The 16080-nt window shown below is 62.7% G+C and carries 12 protein-coding genes; all 12 read right to left on the reverse strand.

Translation table 11 applies throughout. The features are described 5' to 3' along the window. Nucleotides 1-64 precede the first annotated feature (64 nt). Nucleotides 65-910 (reverse strand): 3-deoxy-8-phosphooctulonate synthase, encoded by an 846-nt coding sequence (gene kdsA, locus J5M58_RS03250; RefSeq protein ID WP_025337985.1) that lies wholly within the window; start codon nucleotides 908-910, stop codon nucleotides 65-67. Nucleotides 911-913: 3 nt separating this feature from the next. Then, on the reverse strand, nucleotides 914-2542 hold the full coding sequence (locus J5M58_RS03255) for a CTP synthase (RefSeq protein ID WP_112251065.1): 1629 nt from the start codon (nucleotides 2540-2542) through the stop codon (nucleotides 914-916). Nucleotides 2543-2811: 269 nt separating this feature from the next. After that, entirely contained in the window at nucleotides 2812-4095 is a 1284-nt protein-coding gene (gene tilS / locus J5M58_RS03260) for a tRNA lysidine(34) synthetase TilS (RefSeq protein ID WP_207877130.1), read from the reverse strand. Between the two features lie 141 nt (nucleotides 4096-4236). After that, on the reverse strand, nucleotides 4237-5184 hold the full coding sequence (gene accA, locus J5M58_RS03265) for an acetyl-CoA carboxylase carboxyl transferase subunit alpha (RefSeq protein ID WP_015269200.1): 948 nt from the start codon (nucleotides 5182-5184) through the stop codon (nucleotides 4237-4239). A gap of 107 nt (nucleotides 5185-5291) precedes the next feature. Further along, nucleotides 5292-8816 carry a DNA polymerase III subunit alpha gene (gene dnaE / locus J5M58_RS03270; RefSeq protein WP_112251061.1) on the reverse strand — a complete coding sequence of 1175 codons (3525 nt, stop codon included), beginning with the start codon at nucleotides 8814-8816 and terminating at the stop codon, nucleotides 5292-5294. 188 nt (nucleotides 8817-9004) lie between these two features. Beyond that, the gene (rnhB, locus tag J5M58_RS03275; RefSeq protein WP_112251059.1) at nucleotides 9005-9628 is read right to left on the reverse strand and encodes a ribonuclease HII; all 624 of its coding nucleotides are present in this window, start codon (nucleotides 9626-9628) and stop codon (nucleotides 9005-9007) included. Between the two features lies 1 nt (nucleotide 9629). Further along, nucleotides 9630-10757, reverse strand: a complete 1128-nt coding sequence (gene lpxB / locus J5M58_RS03280) for a lipid-A-disaccharide synthase (RefSeq protein ID WP_207877132.1) — start codon at nucleotides 10755-10757, stop codon at nucleotides 9630-9632. 1 nt (nucleotide 10758) lies between these two features. Next, the gene (gene lpxA / locus J5M58_RS03285; protein WP_112251055.1) at nucleotides 10759-11535 is read right to left on the reverse strand and encodes an acyl-ACP--UDP-N-acetylglucosamine O-acyltransferase; all 777 of its coding nucleotides are present in this window, start codon (nucleotides 11533-11535) and stop codon (nucleotides 10759-10761) included. Further along, entirely contained in the window at nucleotides 11532-11972 is a 441-nt protein-coding gene (gene fabZ / locus J5M58_RS03290; RefSeq protein WP_028634990.1) for a 3-hydroxyacyl-ACP dehydratase FabZ, read from the reverse strand. Before fabZ ends, lpxA begins: the two co-directional genes overlap by 4 nt. A gap of 114 nt (nucleotides 11973-12086) precedes the next feature. Then, a complete protein-coding gene (gene lpxD / locus J5M58_RS03295; protein ID WP_013971258.1) occupies nucleotides 12087-13142 on the reverse strand; it encodes a UDP-3-O-(3-hydroxymyristoyl)glucosamine N-acyltransferase in 1056 nt (351 codons plus the stop codon). Nucleotide 13143: 1 nt separating this feature from the next. Beyond that, complete coding sequence (locus J5M58_RS03300; protein WP_112251053.1) at nucleotides 13144-13647, reverse strand: OmpH family outer membrane protein; 504 nt, start codon at nucleotides 13645-13647, stop codon at nucleotides 13144-13146. A 44-nt stretch (nucleotides 13648-13691) separates the two neighbouring features. Then, nucleotides 13692-16052 carry an outer membrane protein assembly factor BamA gene (gene bamA, locus J5M58_RS03305; RefSeq protein ID WP_112251051.1) on the reverse strand — a complete coding sequence of 787 codons (2361 nt, stop codon included), beginning with the start codon at nucleotides 16050-16052 and terminating at the stop codon, nucleotides 13692-13694. Between the last annotated feature and the right edge of the window lie 28 nt (nucleotides 16053-16080).

Raw genomic sequence — 16080 nt, forward strand, 5'->3', positions numbered from 1 at the left:
GAAGGGAACCCCTGACCGGCTGGTCAGGGGTGGATCGGACGGTACTTTACCCGAGAATCGAGCTTTACGCGGTTTCTACCGTCGGAAAACTTTTCACCAGGTCGTCCAGTTGCTTGAGCTGGGCCAGGAACGGCTCCAGTTTGTCCAGGCGCAAGGCACATGGGCCATCGCACTTGGCATTGTCCGGATCGGGGTGGGCTTCGAGGAACAGCCCGGCCAGGCCCTGGCTCATGCCGGCCTTGGCCAGGTCGGTAACCTGGGCGCGGCGGCCACCGGCGGAATCGGCGCGACCACCCGGCATCTGCAGGGCGTGGGTCACGTCGAAGAACACCGGGTACTCGAACTGCTTCATGATGCCGAAGCCGAGCATGTCCACCACCAGGTTGTTGTAGCCGAAGCTCGAACCACGCTCGCAGAGGATCAACTGGTCGTTACCGGCCTCCTCGCACTTGGTCAGGATGTGCTTCATTTCCTGGGGTGCGAGGAACTGGGCCTTCTTGATGTTGATCACCGCGCCGGTCTTGGCCATGGCCACCACCAGGTCGGTCTGTCGCGACAGGAAGGCCGGCAGCTGGATGATGTCGCACACCTTGGCTACAGGCTCGGCCTGGTAGGGCTCGTGCACGTCGGTGATGACCGGCACGTTGAAGGTGCGCTTGATCTCTTCGAAGATCTTCAGCCCCTCTTCCATGCCCGGGCCACGGTACGAGGTTACCGACGAACGGTTGGCCTTGTCGAAGCTGGCCTTGAACACGTACGGGATACCGAGCTTCTCGGTCACCCGCACGTACTCCTCGCAGACCTTCATTGCCAGGTCACGGGACTCCAGGACGTTCATGCCGCCGAACAGGACGAACGGCTTGTCGTTGGCGATCTCGATGTTACCGACGCGAATGATCTTCTGGGTCATTGATCAGGCCTTGTTCTTCTGAGCCAGGGCTGCCTTGACGAAGCCGCTGAACAGCGGGTGGCCGTCACGCGGGGTCGAGGTGAATTCCGGGTGGAACTGGCAGGCGACGAACCATGGGTGGTCCTTGGACTCGACCACTTCCACCAGCGCACCGTCTTCGGAACGGCCAGAAACCACCAGGCCGGCGTCGACCAGTTGCGGCAGCAGGTTGTTGTTCACTTCGTAGCGGTGACGGTGACGCTCGGTGATCACGTCCTTGCCATAGCAGTCGTGCACCTTGGAACCGGCGGCCAGCTGGCAGTCCTGGGCGCCCAGGCGCATGGTGCCACCCAGGTCGGAGGCTTCGTTGCGGGTTTCGACGGCACCGGTGGCATCGGCCCACTCGGTGATCAGGCCGACTACCGGGTGGCCGCTGTTGCGGTCGAACTCGGTGGAGTTGGCGTCTTTCCAGCCCATCACGTTACGGGCGAATTCGATCACGGCCACCTGCATGCCCAGGCAGATACCCAGGTATGGCACCTTGTTCTCACGGGCGTATTGCACCGCGGTGATCTTGCCTTCCACGCCGCGCAGGCCGAAACCGCCCGGCACCAGGATGGCATCGGCGCCTTCGAGCAGGCTGGTGCCCTGGTTCTCGATGTCTTCCGAGTCGATGTAGCGCAGGTTGACCTTGGTGCGGTTAGTAATGCCGGCGTGGCTCATCGCTTCGATCAGCGACTTGTACGCATCCAGCAGCTCCATGTACTTGCCGACCATGGCGATGGTCACTTCGTGCTCGGGGTTGAGCTTGGCATCGACCACCTTGTCCCACTCGGACAGGTCGGCGCCATTGCACTGCAGGCCGAAACGCTCGACGACGAAGTCGTCCAGGCCCTGTGCGTGCAGCACGCCCGGGATCTTGTAGATGGTGTCGACGTCTTCCAGCGAAATCACCGCACGCTCTTCAACGTTGGTGAACAGCGCGATCTTGCGACGCGACGAGGCATCGACCGGGTGGTCGGAGCGGCAGATCAGCACGTCAGGCTGCAGACCGATGGAACGCAGTTCCTTCACCGAATGCTGGGTCGGCTTGGTCTTGGTCTCGCCAGCGGTGGCGATGTACGGGACCAGGGTCAGGTGCATCAGCATGGCGCGCTTGGAGCCCACTTCGACGCGCAGCTGGCGGATGGCCTCGAGGAACGGCTGCGACTCGATGTCACCCACGGTACCGCCGATTTCCACCAGGGCCACGTCGGCATCGCCGGCGCCCTTGATGATGCGACGCTTGATCTCGTCGGTGATGTGCGGGATGACCTGGATGGTCGCACCCAGGTAATCACCACGGCGCTCTTTACGCAGCACGTGCTCGTAGATGCGGCCGGTGGTGAAGTTGTTGTTCTGGGTCATGGTGGTGCGGATGAACCGCTCGTAGTGGCCCAGGTCGAGGTCGGTCTCGGCGCCATCGTGGGTGACGAACACTTCACCGTGCTGGAACGGGCTCATGGTGCCCGGATCGACGTTGATGTACGGATCCAGCTTGAGCATGGTGACCTTCAGGCCCCGCGCTTCCAGGATGGCCGCCAGGGAAGCCGAGGCAATGCCTTTCCCCAATGAAGAAACAACACCGCCCGTGACGAATATGTAGCGCGTCATGAAAAACCCTAGAAGTCTGCGTTAAGGCGGCCAGCGCCGCCGGAGAAAGCGAAGGAAGGCCGAAGCCCCCGATCACCTGCGTCAATCACAGTGCATCTCGAAAAACTGCCGCGTCTGTACAGACCAGGGGTATCCCCGGCATGGAGCTCGCTCGTCATTTTCAGAATCAGCCCAGCAAAAAACTGCTTGGTAATCGGCAACTCCTGTGTTTTCGCGGAACCCACAGAAGCTGTATCAAGAAGGGAGGGTAGTCTACCCGAATGTACACTTCAGCTCAAACCTTGCGCGTTCGTCGGCAACTGCCAGCACAGCTGGCAATCAGCCTGCACCAGCCCGGGCAGGTTGGCCACCGCCAGCAGGCGCTCGCCCTGGTACAGCAATGGCAGGCGCGGGCGCAGGAAATGCGGTACCTGCTGTTCGTTGAGCAGGCGCTTGAGGTCGCGTCGGCCGCGGCCGGGGACATCGAGCACTTCGCCGCCCTGGCGGTAGGCAATGCGCAAGCCGTCCAGCGGCGCTGCGCCAACAAGACGCACACTGCCGTTACCCGGCAACAACAAAGGCTCGGCGGGATCGGCCCAGGCCAGTTCGCCGACGGGCAGTTGCAGCCAGTCTCCGCTCAACCACCAGATACGCCCATGACTGCGCAGCAGTTGCCCATCGGCAAGGCGCCAGGCGGGCTGGGCATCGGCTGCAGCATCGCGCAGGTCCGCCCAGCCGGCCCAGTGCCGGGCATCGGGCAGGCGGGCCCGGCGGCTCAGCCAGTATTGCAGGGCATTGCGCTGACGGGCCGGCGACAGCGCCACCAGGGTAGCCAGGTCGAGGGAGTCCAGCCCCGGCCAGGCAACCGGCCCGCCCTCCTCCGCGAGCGCCAGGTCATCCTCGGCCAGCTCGTCCAGCAGGCCCTGGGCTTCGCCCAGATGCTCGGCGGCGCGGGCCAGGTTCTGGCTGGCCTGCGGCCAACGTTGCCGAAGTAGCGGAAACACCTCGCTGCGCAGGTAGTTGCGGGCAAATTGTGTGTCAGCGTTTGACGGATCTTCGATCCAGGCCAGCCCGTTGGCCTGGGCGTGGTCCTGCAGTTGCTGGCGAGAGCAGCCCAGCAACGGCCTGACCAGGCTGCCCTGCCCTAGCGCCCGCTGCCCCGGCATCGCTGCCAGGCCACGCAGGCCTGCACCGCGCAGCAGGCGGAACAGCAAGGTTTCGGCCTGGTCGTCGCCGTGCTGGCCGGTGAACAGGATGTCGCCTGGGCCCAACAGCTGGCGGAAGGCGGCATAGCGGGCGTCGCGGGCGGCCTGCTCGAGGCTGGCGCCGGTGCTGACCTGGACATGGATGACCTGAAGTTCGATGCCGAGATTGTCGCAGACGGTCTGGCAGTGGGCGGGCCACGCGTCAGCGGCGGATTGCAGGCCATGGTGGATGTGGATGGCGCGCAATGGAGGGGATGCGTGATTGCGGGCGCGGTCGGCCAGCAGGTGCAGGAGGACGGTGGAGTCGAGACCGCCGGAAAAGGCGATGTACCAGGCTGGGGCGTTGAGCCAGGGGGTGAGGTTGATCATCGAACCCGCACTCCATTCGAGAATGCGTTCGCGGGTGAACCCGCTCCCACAGGGATCGCGCCGTTCCAGAGGGCTGCGCAGTACCTGTGGGAGCGGGTTCACCCGCGAACACCGGCGAAGCCGGTGCCATTCATCTCGCTATCAGAGGCCGTAGCTCATCAGGCGATCGTAACGGCGGGCCAGCAGCGCGTCATGGTCGAGCTTGCCGAGCATGTCCAGCTGCTGCACCAGGTCGGCACGGATGCTTTCCGACATCTTCGCCGGGTCACGGTGGGCGCCGCCCAGCGGCTCCTGGATGACCTTGTCGACAATGTTCAGGCTCTTCAGGCGCTCGGCAGTGATGCCCATGGCCTCGGCTGCGTCGGCTGCCTTGTCGGCAGTCTTCCACAGGATCGAGGCGCAGCCTTCCGGCGAGATCACCGAGTAGGTGGAGTACTGCAGCATGTTCAACTGGTCGCACACGCCGATGGCCAGCGCACCGCCGGAACCACCCTCACCGATGACGGTGGCGATGATCGGGGTTTTCAGACGCGCCATCACGCGCAGGTTCCAGGCGATGGCCTCGCTCTGGTTGCGTTCTTCGGCGTCGATGCCCGGGTAGGCGCCCGGGGTGTCGATGAAGGTCAGGATCGGCATCTTGAAGCGCTCGGCCATTTCCATCAGGCGGCAGGCCTTGCGGTAGCCCTCTGGGCGCGGCATGCCGAAGTTGCGGCGTACCTTCTCGCGCACTTCACGGCCCTTCTGGTGGCCGATGACCATGACCGGCTTGCCGTCCAGGCGCGCGGTACCACCGACGATGGCAGCGTCGTCGGAGAAGTGACGGTCACCATGCAGCTCTTCGAACTCGGTGAAGATGTGCTCCAGGTAGTCCAGGGTGTAAGGACGACGCGGGTGACGAGCCAGGCGGGCGATCTGCCAGCTGGTCAGGTTGCCGAAGATGCTTTCGGTCAGGGTGTTGCTCTTGTCTTGCAGACGGGCAATTTCATCGCTGATGTTCAGCGAGTTGTCGTTACCTACCAGGCGCAGGCCTTCGATCTTGGCTTGCAGGTCGGCAATCGGCTGTTCGAAATCGAGAAAATTCGGGTTCATAGTCATCCGTCTTGGGTCTACGGCCAGGCGGCCGGCCGGTTGATCCGTTTGGCGCCCTACCTTAAGGGATCAGGCGCATTCAGGTCGAGATTAAATTTTTTGTCGGTTCAACGATATTGCAGGAAGACGTTCTCACGCCCGAACTGGTCACGCAGCGCCTGAATCAGCCCATCGGCCGGGTCGATCGCCCACTGCTCGCCGAACTGCAACATGGCCTTGGCGTCGCTGCCGGTGTACTCGAGGGTGATCGGGCAGGCGCCGCGGTGGCGGGTAATCAGCTCGCCCAGCCACTTCAGCCGGTCGCCCTTGAGCGCTTCGTGTGCCACCTTCAGGCGCAGGCTTTCGGCCAGCTTGGTGCGCGCATCCTCCATGGTCATCACCTGCTTCACCCGCAGGCGCAGGCCACCGGAGAAATCATCGTTGCTGACCTCGCCTTCGACAACCACCATGGCATCGGTCTGCAGCAAGGACTGTGCCGCCAAGAAGGCATCGGCAAACAGCGACGCCTCGATGCGCCCGGAACGGTCGTCCAGGGTGACGAAGCCCATCTTGTCGCCCTTCTTGTTCTTCATCACCCGCAGGGCAATGATCATGCCGGCGATGGTCTGGGTCTCGCGTGACGGCTTGAGGTCGATGATGCGCTGGCGGGCAAAGCGGCGAATCTCGGTCTCGTACTCGTCGATCGGGTGGCCGGTGAGGTACAGGCCAAGGGTGTCCTTCTCGCCCTTCAGGCGTTCCTTGAGGGTGAGTTCGCGCACCTTGCGGTGGTTGGCGTAGACGTCGGCATCCGCCTCTTCGAACATGCCGCCGAACAGGTCGACGTGGCCACTGTCAGCGGTGTGGGCAGCCTGCTCGGCAGACTTGATGGCCTCGCCCAGCGCCGAGAGCAAGGTTGCCCGGTTGATGTCGATGTTGGCCTGGTAGGCCTTGATCTCGTCATGGAAGTGCGGGCCCAGACGATCCAGCGCGCCGCTGCGGATCAGTGCGTCGAGGGTACGCTTGTTGACCCGCTTGAGGTCGATGCGCTCACAGAAATCGAACAGGTCCTTGAACGGGCCACCCTGCGCGCGGGCCTCGACGATGGCCTCCACCGGGCCTTCGCCGACGCCCTTGATGGCGCCCAGGCCATAGACGATGCGCCCGTCATTGTTCACGGTGAACTTGAAGTCGGAGAAGTTCACGTCCGGCGCGTCGAGGCGCAGCTTCATGTTGCGCACTTCTTCGACCAGCACCACCACCTTGTCGGTGTTGTGCATATCCGCCGACAACACAGCAGCCATGAACGCCGCCGGGTGGTGGGTTTTCAGCCAGGCAGTCTGGTACGACACCAGGCCATAGGCGGCGGAGTGGGATTTGTTGAAGCCGTAACCGGCGAACTTTTCTACCAGGTCGAAGATGTTACCGGCCAGCTCTGCATCGATATTGTTGTTGGCACAACCTTCGATGAAACCACCCCGCTGCTTGGCCATCTCCTCGGGCTTCTTCTTACCCATCGCACGGCGCAGCATGTCAGCGCCACCGAGGGTGTAGCCAGCCATTACCTGGGCGATCTGCATCACCTGTTCCTGGTACAGGATGATGCCGTAGGTCGGTGCCAGCACCGGCTTCAGGCCTTCGTACTGGTAGTCAGGGTGAGGGTAGGCGAGCTCGGCGCGGCCGTGCTTGCGGTTGATGAAGTCGTCCACCATGCCCGACTGCAGCGGGCCTGGGCGGAACAGCGCCACCAGTGCGATAAGGTCTTCCAGGCAGTCGGGCTTGAGCTTCTTGATCAGCTCTTTCATGCCCCGCGATTCAAGCTGGAACACCGCCGTGGTTTCGGCCTTCTGCAACAGCTCGTAGGTCTTGCGGTCGTCCAGCGGGATGAAGTCGATGTTTACATCGGGCAGGTTCTTCTTGGCCTGCTCGCGGTTGATGATCTCCATCGCCCACTTGATGATGGTCAGGGTGCGCAGGCCGAGGAAGTCGAACTTCACCAGGCCGGCAGCCTCGACGTCATCCTTGTCGAACTGGGTTACCAGGCCGCCGCCCTCTTCGTCACAGGCGATCGGCGAAAAGTCGGTGAGCTTGGTCGGGGCGATGACCACGCCACCGGCGTGCTTGCCGGTACCGCGGGTCACGCCCTCGAGCTTCAGGGCCATGTCCCAGATTTCGCGGGCGTCTTCGTCACCCTTGAGGAAGTCGCGCAGGATCTCTTCCTGCTCGTAGGCCTTCTCCAGGGTCATGCCCACTTCGAACGGGATCATCTTCGACAGACGGTCGGCCAGGCCGTAGGATTTGCCCTGCACCCGCGCCACGTCTCGCACCACCGCCTTCGCCGCCATGGTACCGAAGGTGATGATCTGGCTGACCGCGTTACGGCCATAGGCTTCGGCCACATAGTCGATCACCCGGTCCCGGCCATCCATGCAGAAGTCGACGTCGAAGTCGGGCATGGAAATACGTTCAGGGTTGAGGAAACGCTCGAACAGCAGGTCGTAGGCCAGCGGGTCGAGGTCGGTAATCTTCAGCACGTAGGCCACCAGCGAGCCGGCACCCGACCCTCGGCCCGGGCCGACCGGCACGCCGTTGTTCTTGGCCCACTTGATGAAGTCCATGACGATCAGGAAGTAACCGGGGAAACCCATCTGGATGATGATGTCCAGCTCGAACTTCAGGCGGTCGAGATAGACCTGGCGCTTCTCTTCGTAATCGGGCGTGGTCTCTTTCGGCCACAGCACTGCCAGGCGCTCTTCCAGGCCTTCGTGGGACACATGCCGCAGGTAATCATCAATGCCCATGCCGTTGGGCGTGGGGAAGTCGGGCAGGAAATACTTGCCCAGCTGCACCTGGATGTTGCAGCGCTTGGCGATCTCGACGGTGTTGGCGATGGCGTCGGGCAGGTCGCTGAACAGCTCGGTCATTTCCTCGGCCGACTTCAGATACTGCTGGTCGCTGTACATCCTTGGCCGGCGCGGGTCGTCGAGGGTCCAGCCCTCACCGATGCACACGCGGGTTTCGTGAGCATCGAAGTCCGACTGCTTGATGAAGCGCACATCGTTGGTTGCCACCAGCGGAGCGCCGAGCTTGTCGGCCAACGCCACGGCGGCGTGCACGTACTCCTCGTCGCGGGCGCGGTTGGTGCGCTGCACTTCGACATAGAAGCGCTCGGGGAACATGCCCATCCAGTCTCGCAGCAGGGCCTCGGCCTCATCGCCCTTGCCGGCCAGCAAGGCCATGCCGATGTCCCCTTCCTTGCCTGCGGACAGGGCGATCAGGCCCTCGCTGGCGGGGGCGATCCAGTCACGCTGGAGGATGACCAGGCCGTTGCGCTGGCCGTCGGTCCAGCCGCGCGAGATCAGCTCGGTGAGGTTGCGGTAGCCCTTGGGGTTCATGGCCAGGAAGCAGATACGCGACAGCGGTGCTTCCGGATCGGCAGCGGCCAGCCACAGGTCGGCGCCGCAGATCGGCTTGATGCCGGCGCCCATGGCGGTCTTGTAGAACTTTACCAGCGAGCACATGTTGCTCTGGTCGGTGATCGCCACCGCCGGCATGTTCATCCCGGCCAGTGCCTTGGCCAGCGGCTTGATCCGCACCAGGCCGTCGACCAGCGAGAATTCGGAGTGGACGCGCAGATGAACGAAGGGAACCGACATGGAAGATCCTGTAGCAGTGCTGAACGACAAGGGCGGGATTGTAGCTTAAATGCGAGGGGGTTTTGGGGCTGCTTTGCAGCCCATCGCCGGCAAGCCAGCTCCCACAGGGACCGCGTAGCTGTCAGGGATTGTACGATCCATGTGGGAGCTGGCTTGCCGGCGATGGGCCGCAAAGCGGCCCCCAAAAATCAGATCAGGGCGTCGGTGACGCCTTCAAGCGCTTCCCAAGCTGCCCTCACCGGAGCAAAGGAACGCCGATGAATGGGCGTCGGCCCAAGCCGTGCCAGCGCCTCGAGGTGCACCGGGGTCGGGTACCCCTTGTGCCCGCCAATGCCATAACCCGGGTAGATCAGCTCGAACGCGCTCATCTCTCGGTCGCGGGTCACCTTGGCCAGGATCGACGCCGCCGCAATGGCCGGCACCTGGCTATCCCCCTTGACTACCGGCGACGCCGGTACGGCCAGTTTCGGGCAGCGGTTACCGTCGATCAGGGCAAGCTTCGGTGTAATGTGCAAGCCTTCCACCGCTCGCTGCATCGCCAACATGGTGGCATGCAGGATGTTCAGGCGGTCGATTTCTTCGACCTCGGCGCGGGCGATGCAGAAGCTCAGGGCCTTTTCGCAGATTTCATCGAACAGCGCCTCGCGCCTGGCTTCGGTGAGTTTCTTCGAATCGTTCAGGCCGAGGATCGGGCGCGCCGGGTCGAGGATCACCGCTGCAGTCACCACCGCGCCGCACAGCGGGCCACGGCCCACTTCGTCGACACCGGCGACCAGGTCCTCGACCAGGTTGAAGTCCAGTCCAATTTGCATGTCAGCGGTCCTTGAGCAACGCCAGTACCGCCTCGGCAGCCTGGTTGGAGGCGTCACGGCGAAGGGTGCGGTGAATTTCGTCGAAACGTTCGGTCTGCTGGCTGCCATCGGCTACCAGAGGCGCCAGGGTGCTGGCCAGGGCTTCGCTGGTGGCGTCGTCCTGCAGCAGTTCGGGTACCAACGCCCGCTGGGCCAGCAGGTTCGGCAACGAAACGTAGGGGCTCTTTACCAGCCGTTTGAGAATCCAGTAGGTAAGAGGCGCCAGGCGATAGGCCACAACCATCGGCCGCTTGTACAGCAGCGCTTCGAGGGTGGCGGTACCCGAGGCGATCAACACCGCGTCACAGGCCGCCAGGGCCTGGTGCGACTGGCCATCGAGCAGGGTCAGCGGCAGCTCGCGCCCTTCAAGCATCTGCTCGACCTGGGCGCGCCGTGCGGCGTTGGCACAAGGCAGCACGAAACGCACGCCTGGCACCTGCTGGCGCAGCCGTTCGGCCGCATCCAGGAACAGCGCCCCCAGGCGCCCGACTTCGCCGCCACGACTACCCGGCATCAGCGCCACCACCGGCCCTTCACCCAGGCCAAGCGCGGCACGCGCCGCCGGGCGGTCGGCTTCGAGCGGGATGGTGTCGGCCAACGGGTGGCCGACGAAACGTACAGGCACGCCCTGCTCTTCATAGAACCGCGCCTCGAATGGCAACAGCGTCAGCATCAGGTCGCAGCCTTCGCGAATCTTCAGCACACGCTTCTGCCGCCAGGCCCAGACCGACGGGCTGACGTAGTGCACGGTCTTGATCCCGGCCTGACGCAGTTTCAGTTCGATGTTGAGGTTGAAGTCGGGGGCATCGATGCCGATGAACACGTCGGGCTTTTCGCCGATCAGGGTCTCGATCAGCAGCTTGCGGCGCTTGAGCAGCTCACGCAGGCGCCCCAGCACTTCAACCAGGCCCATGACGGCCAGGCGTTCCATGGGGAAATAGGATTGCAGGCCTTCGGCTTCCATCAAGGGGCCGCCAACGCCGATGAACCGAACGTCCGGGTGGCGCGCCTTGATGGCACGCATCAAGCCTGAACCCAGAATGTCGCCGCTGGCCTCACCTGCGACCAAGGCTACGCAAAGCTGGGCCATGTCAGCGCGTAATGCCGCGGGCGGAGTTCACGATCGACTGACGGAACAGCTCGACCTCAGGGTGTTGCGCGGCCAGTTCGGTCAGTTCCTTGAGCGCGTCTTCGACGGTCAGGCCCTGGCGATAGACAATCTTGTAGCAACGGCGCAGCACGTGAATGACCTCATCGCTGAAACCCCGACGGCGCATGCCTTCGAAGTTCATGCTGCGGGCCTCGGCCGGGCTGCCGAACACGGTGACGAAGGCCGGGACGTCCTTGCCGATAGCCGTGCCCATGCCGGAAAACGCATGGGCACCGATATGGCAGTACTGGTGCACCAGGGTATAACCGGACAGGATCGCCCAGTCACCCACATGCACATGGCCGGCCAGAGCGGTGTTGTTGACCAGGATGCAGTGGTTGCCGATGACGCTGTCGTGGCCGATGTGGGCATAGGCCATGATCAGGTTGTGGTCGCCCACAGTAGTTTCCGCACGGTCCTGAACGGTACCGCGGTGAATGGTCACCCCTTCGCGGAACACATTGTGGTCACCGATGACCAGACGCGTTGGCTCACCCTTGTACTTGAGGTCCGGGGTGTCTTCGCCGATCGAGGAAAACTGAAAGATACGGTTGTGCTTGCCGATGCGGGTAGGGCCTTTGAGCACAACATGCGGGCCGATAACGGTGCCCTCCCCGATCTCTACATCAGGGCCAACGATCGACCAAGGGCCGACCTCGACGCCATCGGCCAGTTTGGCCGAGGGATCGATAATGGCCCGAGGATCAATCGAATTCATAGGGAGCGTTCCGCGCAGGTGATTTCTGCCGAGCAAACCGGCTTGCCGTCGACCAGGGCGCGGCATTCGAACTTCCAGATCATGCTCTTGCGGCTGAGAAATTTGGCTTCCAGCACCAGCTGATCACCCGGCAGCACCGGCTGACGGAAGCGCAGTTTGTCGGAGCCGACAAAGTAGTACAGGGTGCCATCGGCCGGCTTGGCATCAAGCATCTTGAAGCCAAGGATGCCGGCCGCCTGGGCCATGGCTTCGATGATCAGAACGCCCGGCATGATCGGGTGCGCCGGGAAGTGGCCATTGAAGAACGGCTCGTTGATGCTGACATTCTTGTAGGCACGAATGCTCTGGGCCTCGTAGTCCAGATCCGTCACGCGGTCCACCAACAGGAACGGGTAACGGTGAGGCAGGTATTCGCGAATCTCGTTGATGTCCATCATTTCGGGGGGGAAGCCTGTAATAAGAATAGGGAGCGCAGGTGCTGACCACACGCTCCTTTTGCAGTCCAAAGAGGAGCCAGCTAGCGACTGTTCACTCTTGCTCAGGGAATGGTATCAGCCTTCTGATGTCGGCTGGCCACCTGAGGTCACGGTATCGACGCGTTTTTCCAGCTGCTGGAGACGCTTGGCCATGTCGTCCAGGTGCCGGATACGCGCGGCGCTCTTGCGCCATTCAGCCAGTGGCTGCATGGCAGTGCCGGAAGAATAGGCACCCGGTTCGGTGATCGAACGGGTCACCATGGTCATCCCGGACACGAAAACGTTATCACAGACATCGATATGACCCACCATGCCGACACCTCCGGCAATGGTGCAATGCTTGCCGATGCGCGTGCTGCCGGAAATTCCGACGCAGGCGGCCATGGCCGTGTGCTCACCGATCTGCACGTTGTGGGCGATCTGGATCTGGTTGTCGAGCTTGACCCCGTCAGCGATCCGCGTATCCGACAGCGCACCGCGATCGACCGCAGTGTTGACACCGATTTCCACGTCGTCGCCGATGGTCACGCCACCGATCTGAGCGATCTTGCGCCACACGCCCTTCTCGTTGGCAAAGCCGAAGCCTTCACCGCCGATCACCGCACCCGACTGGATGACCACACGCTTGCCGATGGTCACATCATGGTACAGGGTGACCCGTGGGGCCAGCCAGCCACCCTCACCGATCACGCAACGGGCACCGACCACGCAGTGTGCACCCACACTGACATTGGCCGCGATGCGCGCACCGCTTTCGATGACCGCGAACGGCCCGATGCTGGCACTGGCGTCCACCTGCGCGTCCTCCGCCACCACGGCGCTGGGATGAATACCCGCCACAGCCTTAGGTTTGGGATCGAACAGGTGGGAAATGCGCGCGTAGGCCAGGTACGGGTCGGCGACGATCAGCGCATTGCCGGCAAAGCCTTCGGCGTCCGCCGCCTTCAGCAGCACCGCAGCCGCCTGGCTGCTATCCAGGAATTTGCGGTACTGCGGATTGGCGAGGAAGCTCAACTGACCTGGGCCAGCCTCCTGCAAAGTGGCCAGCCCGGTAATCTGCAGCGCCTCGGGGCCCTTGAGGGTGGCGCCGAGGGCCTCGGCCAGCTGGCCTAGCGTCATGGTCACGGTCATATCAACGGGCTTGGTTCATGCGCTCGATGACTTGGCGGGTGATGTCGTACTGCGGTTTGACATCGATGACCGCGCCACGCTCGAGGACCAGGTCGTAACCGCCTTTCTTGATCACTTCCTCGACAGCGCCATCCAGCTTCGGCTTCAGTTGCTTGAGCATGTCGCGGTCGGCAACAGCCTTGGCTTCGTTCAGTTCCTTGGACTGGAACTGGAAGTCACGGGCTTTCTGCTTGAATTCGAGCTCAAGACGCTCACGCTCCTGCTGCTGCATCTTGTCGCCGCCCTTGATCAGACGGTCCTGAATGCCCTTGGCGCTGCTTTCCAGGCTTTTCAGCTTGGTCAGTTGCGGGCCGAACTTCTTCTCGGCATCCACGGCGTATTTCTTGGCCGCGTCAGATTCCAGCAGGGCCATCTGATAGTTCAGGACGGCAACCTTCATTTCGGCGAAAGCCGGGGTGGCGACCAGCGCCGCGGCCATTACGGCCAGTTGGGTCAACTTACGCACGATGCACTCCTGGATAAACCGTTGTCATTAAGCGAGGGCCGACCTCAGAAGGTCTGGCCCAGAGAGAATTGGAACACCTGGGTGTCGGCATCGTCCGGCTTCTTGACCGGCATTGCCAGGCTGAAGCTCAGCGGGCCCAGTGCGGTGATCCAGGTCACGCCCAGGCCGACCGAACTGGCCATGCCCGAGAAACCGACCTTCTCGCAATCAGGCTGGTTGCCGCAATTGGTGTCGAACACGTTACCCACGTCCCAGAACACGGAGGTGCGCAGCGAACGCTGGTCCTTGACGAACGGCAGCGGGAACAGCAGCTCGACACCGCCTTGTACCAGCACGTTGCCACCAAACGGCAACGGATCCTGGTCCGGGTCGGCGATGGTGCCTGGCTTGCCACCGTTGGCCTCGCCGCGGCTTGGGGTACTGCGTGGGCCCAGGCTGCTGTCCTTGAAGCCACGGACGGAGTTGAAGCCACCCGCGAAGTAGTTCTCGTAGAACGGCAGGCCCGAGGTGCTGCCATAACCGTCACCATAACCCAGCTCGGTATGCAGGCGCAGGGTGTAGTCGTTGGTGATCGGCTTGAACAGCTGGCCGCGGTAGTCGAGCTTGAAGAACGACAGATCGCTGCCCGGGATGGTGGATTCCAGGGTCAGGCTCTGCGAGTGACCGCGGGTTGCCAGCACGCCCTTGTTCAGGGTCGATTCCGACCAGCCGATCGAGGCCTTGAAGTTCAGGAAGTTGTCGCCTTCCTCTTCGAGGAAATCGAAGATCTCGTCAACGGTGTACTTGCCGGTCTTGATCTTGTCCTGCTGCACGCTCAGGCCGTAGGTAAGGCGCGAGGTCTCGCTGATCGGGTAGCCCAGGCTGACGCCCGCACCGTAGCTGTCCACCGCGTAGCTGGCCACATCGACGTCGAGGTCGTCGTAGTCGGTGCTGCGGTAGAAGGCGTTGTAGCCCAGGCTCACGCCATCGGCAGTGAAGTAGGGGTCAACGAAGCCGAAGTTGTAGCGGGTCTGGTATTCCGAACGGGTCAGGCCGATGGAAACCTTGTTACCAGTACCGAGGAAGTTGCTCTGGCTGATCGAACCACCGAGGATCAGGCCGGCGCTCTGGGCGAAACCGACGCTGGCGGTGATCGAGCCGGAGGCCTGCTCCTCGACGCTGTAGTTGACGTCGACCTGGTCGTCGGTGCCCGGCACCGGCGGGGTCTCGACGTTCACTTCCTTGAAGAAGCCCAGGCGTTCCAGACGGGTCTTGGACTGGTCGATCAGGTAGGTCGAGGCCCAGCCGCCTTCCATCTGGCGCATTTCGCGACGCAGCACTTCGTCTTCGGTCTTGGTGTTGCCGCGGTAGTTGATGCGGTTGACGTAGGCACGCTTGCCCGGATCGACCACGAACATGATGTCGACGGTGTGGTCTTCATCGTTCGGCTGCGGCACGCCGTTGACGTTGGCGAAAGTGTAGCCTTCGTTACCCAGGCGGCGGGTGATCAGCTCGGAGGTGCTGGTCATCACCTTGCGCGAGAACACCTGGCCAGGCTGCACCAGCAGCAGCGACTTGACCTGGTCTTCCGGCACCTTCAGGTCACCGGACAGCTTCACGTCACGGACGGTGTACTTCTCGCCTTCGTTGATGTTGACGGTGATGTAGACGTGTTTCTTGTCCGGCGTGATGGACACCTGGGTGGAGGCGATGTCCATGTTGATGTAGCCGCGGTCCAGGTAGTAGGAACGCAGGCGCTCCAGGTCACCGGAAAGCTTTTCGCGGGCGTACTTGTCGTCGTTCTTGAAGAACGACAACCAGTTGGTGGTCTTCAGCTCGAACAGCTGCGCCAGGGTCTCGTCGTCGAACACGTTGTTGCCAACGACGTTGATGTGCTGGATGGCGGCGACGGTGCCTTCGTTGATCTTGATCTTCAACGCCACGCGGTTGCGCGGTTGCGGCACCACCTCGGCGTCGACCTCGGCCGAGTAGCGGCCCTGGGCCACGTACTGGCGCTGCAACTCGTTACGCACGCCTTCGAGGGTGGCACGCTGGAAGATCTCGCCTTCGGCCAGGCCGGATTGCTTCAGGCCCTTCATCAGGTCTTCGGTGCTGATCGCCTTGTTGCCTTCGATCTCGATGCTCGACACCGACGGGCGCTCGACCACGTTGATGATCAGGACATTGCCATCGCGGTTCAGCTGAATGTCCTGGAAGAAACCGGTCTTGAACAGGGAACGGGTCGACTCCACCAGGCGGCGGTCGTCGGCCTGGTCGCCGACGTTCAGCGGCAAGGCACCGAAGACACTGCCGGCGGAAACCCGCTGCAGGCCGTTGACGCGGATATCGGAGATGGTGAAGGACTCGGCGTGAACTTCAGCGATCATCAGTGCGGACATGACCGCAGTTAGCAGCAGACGTTTCATGAAGTCCTTTTATTCCAACTGGCAATAA

The sequence above is a fragment of the Pseudomonas sp. 32_A genome (assembly GCF_017490905.1).
Lineage (GTDB): Bacteria > Pseudomonadota > Gammaproteobacteria > Pseudomonadales > Pseudomonadaceae > Aquipseudomonas > Aquipseudomonas inefficax.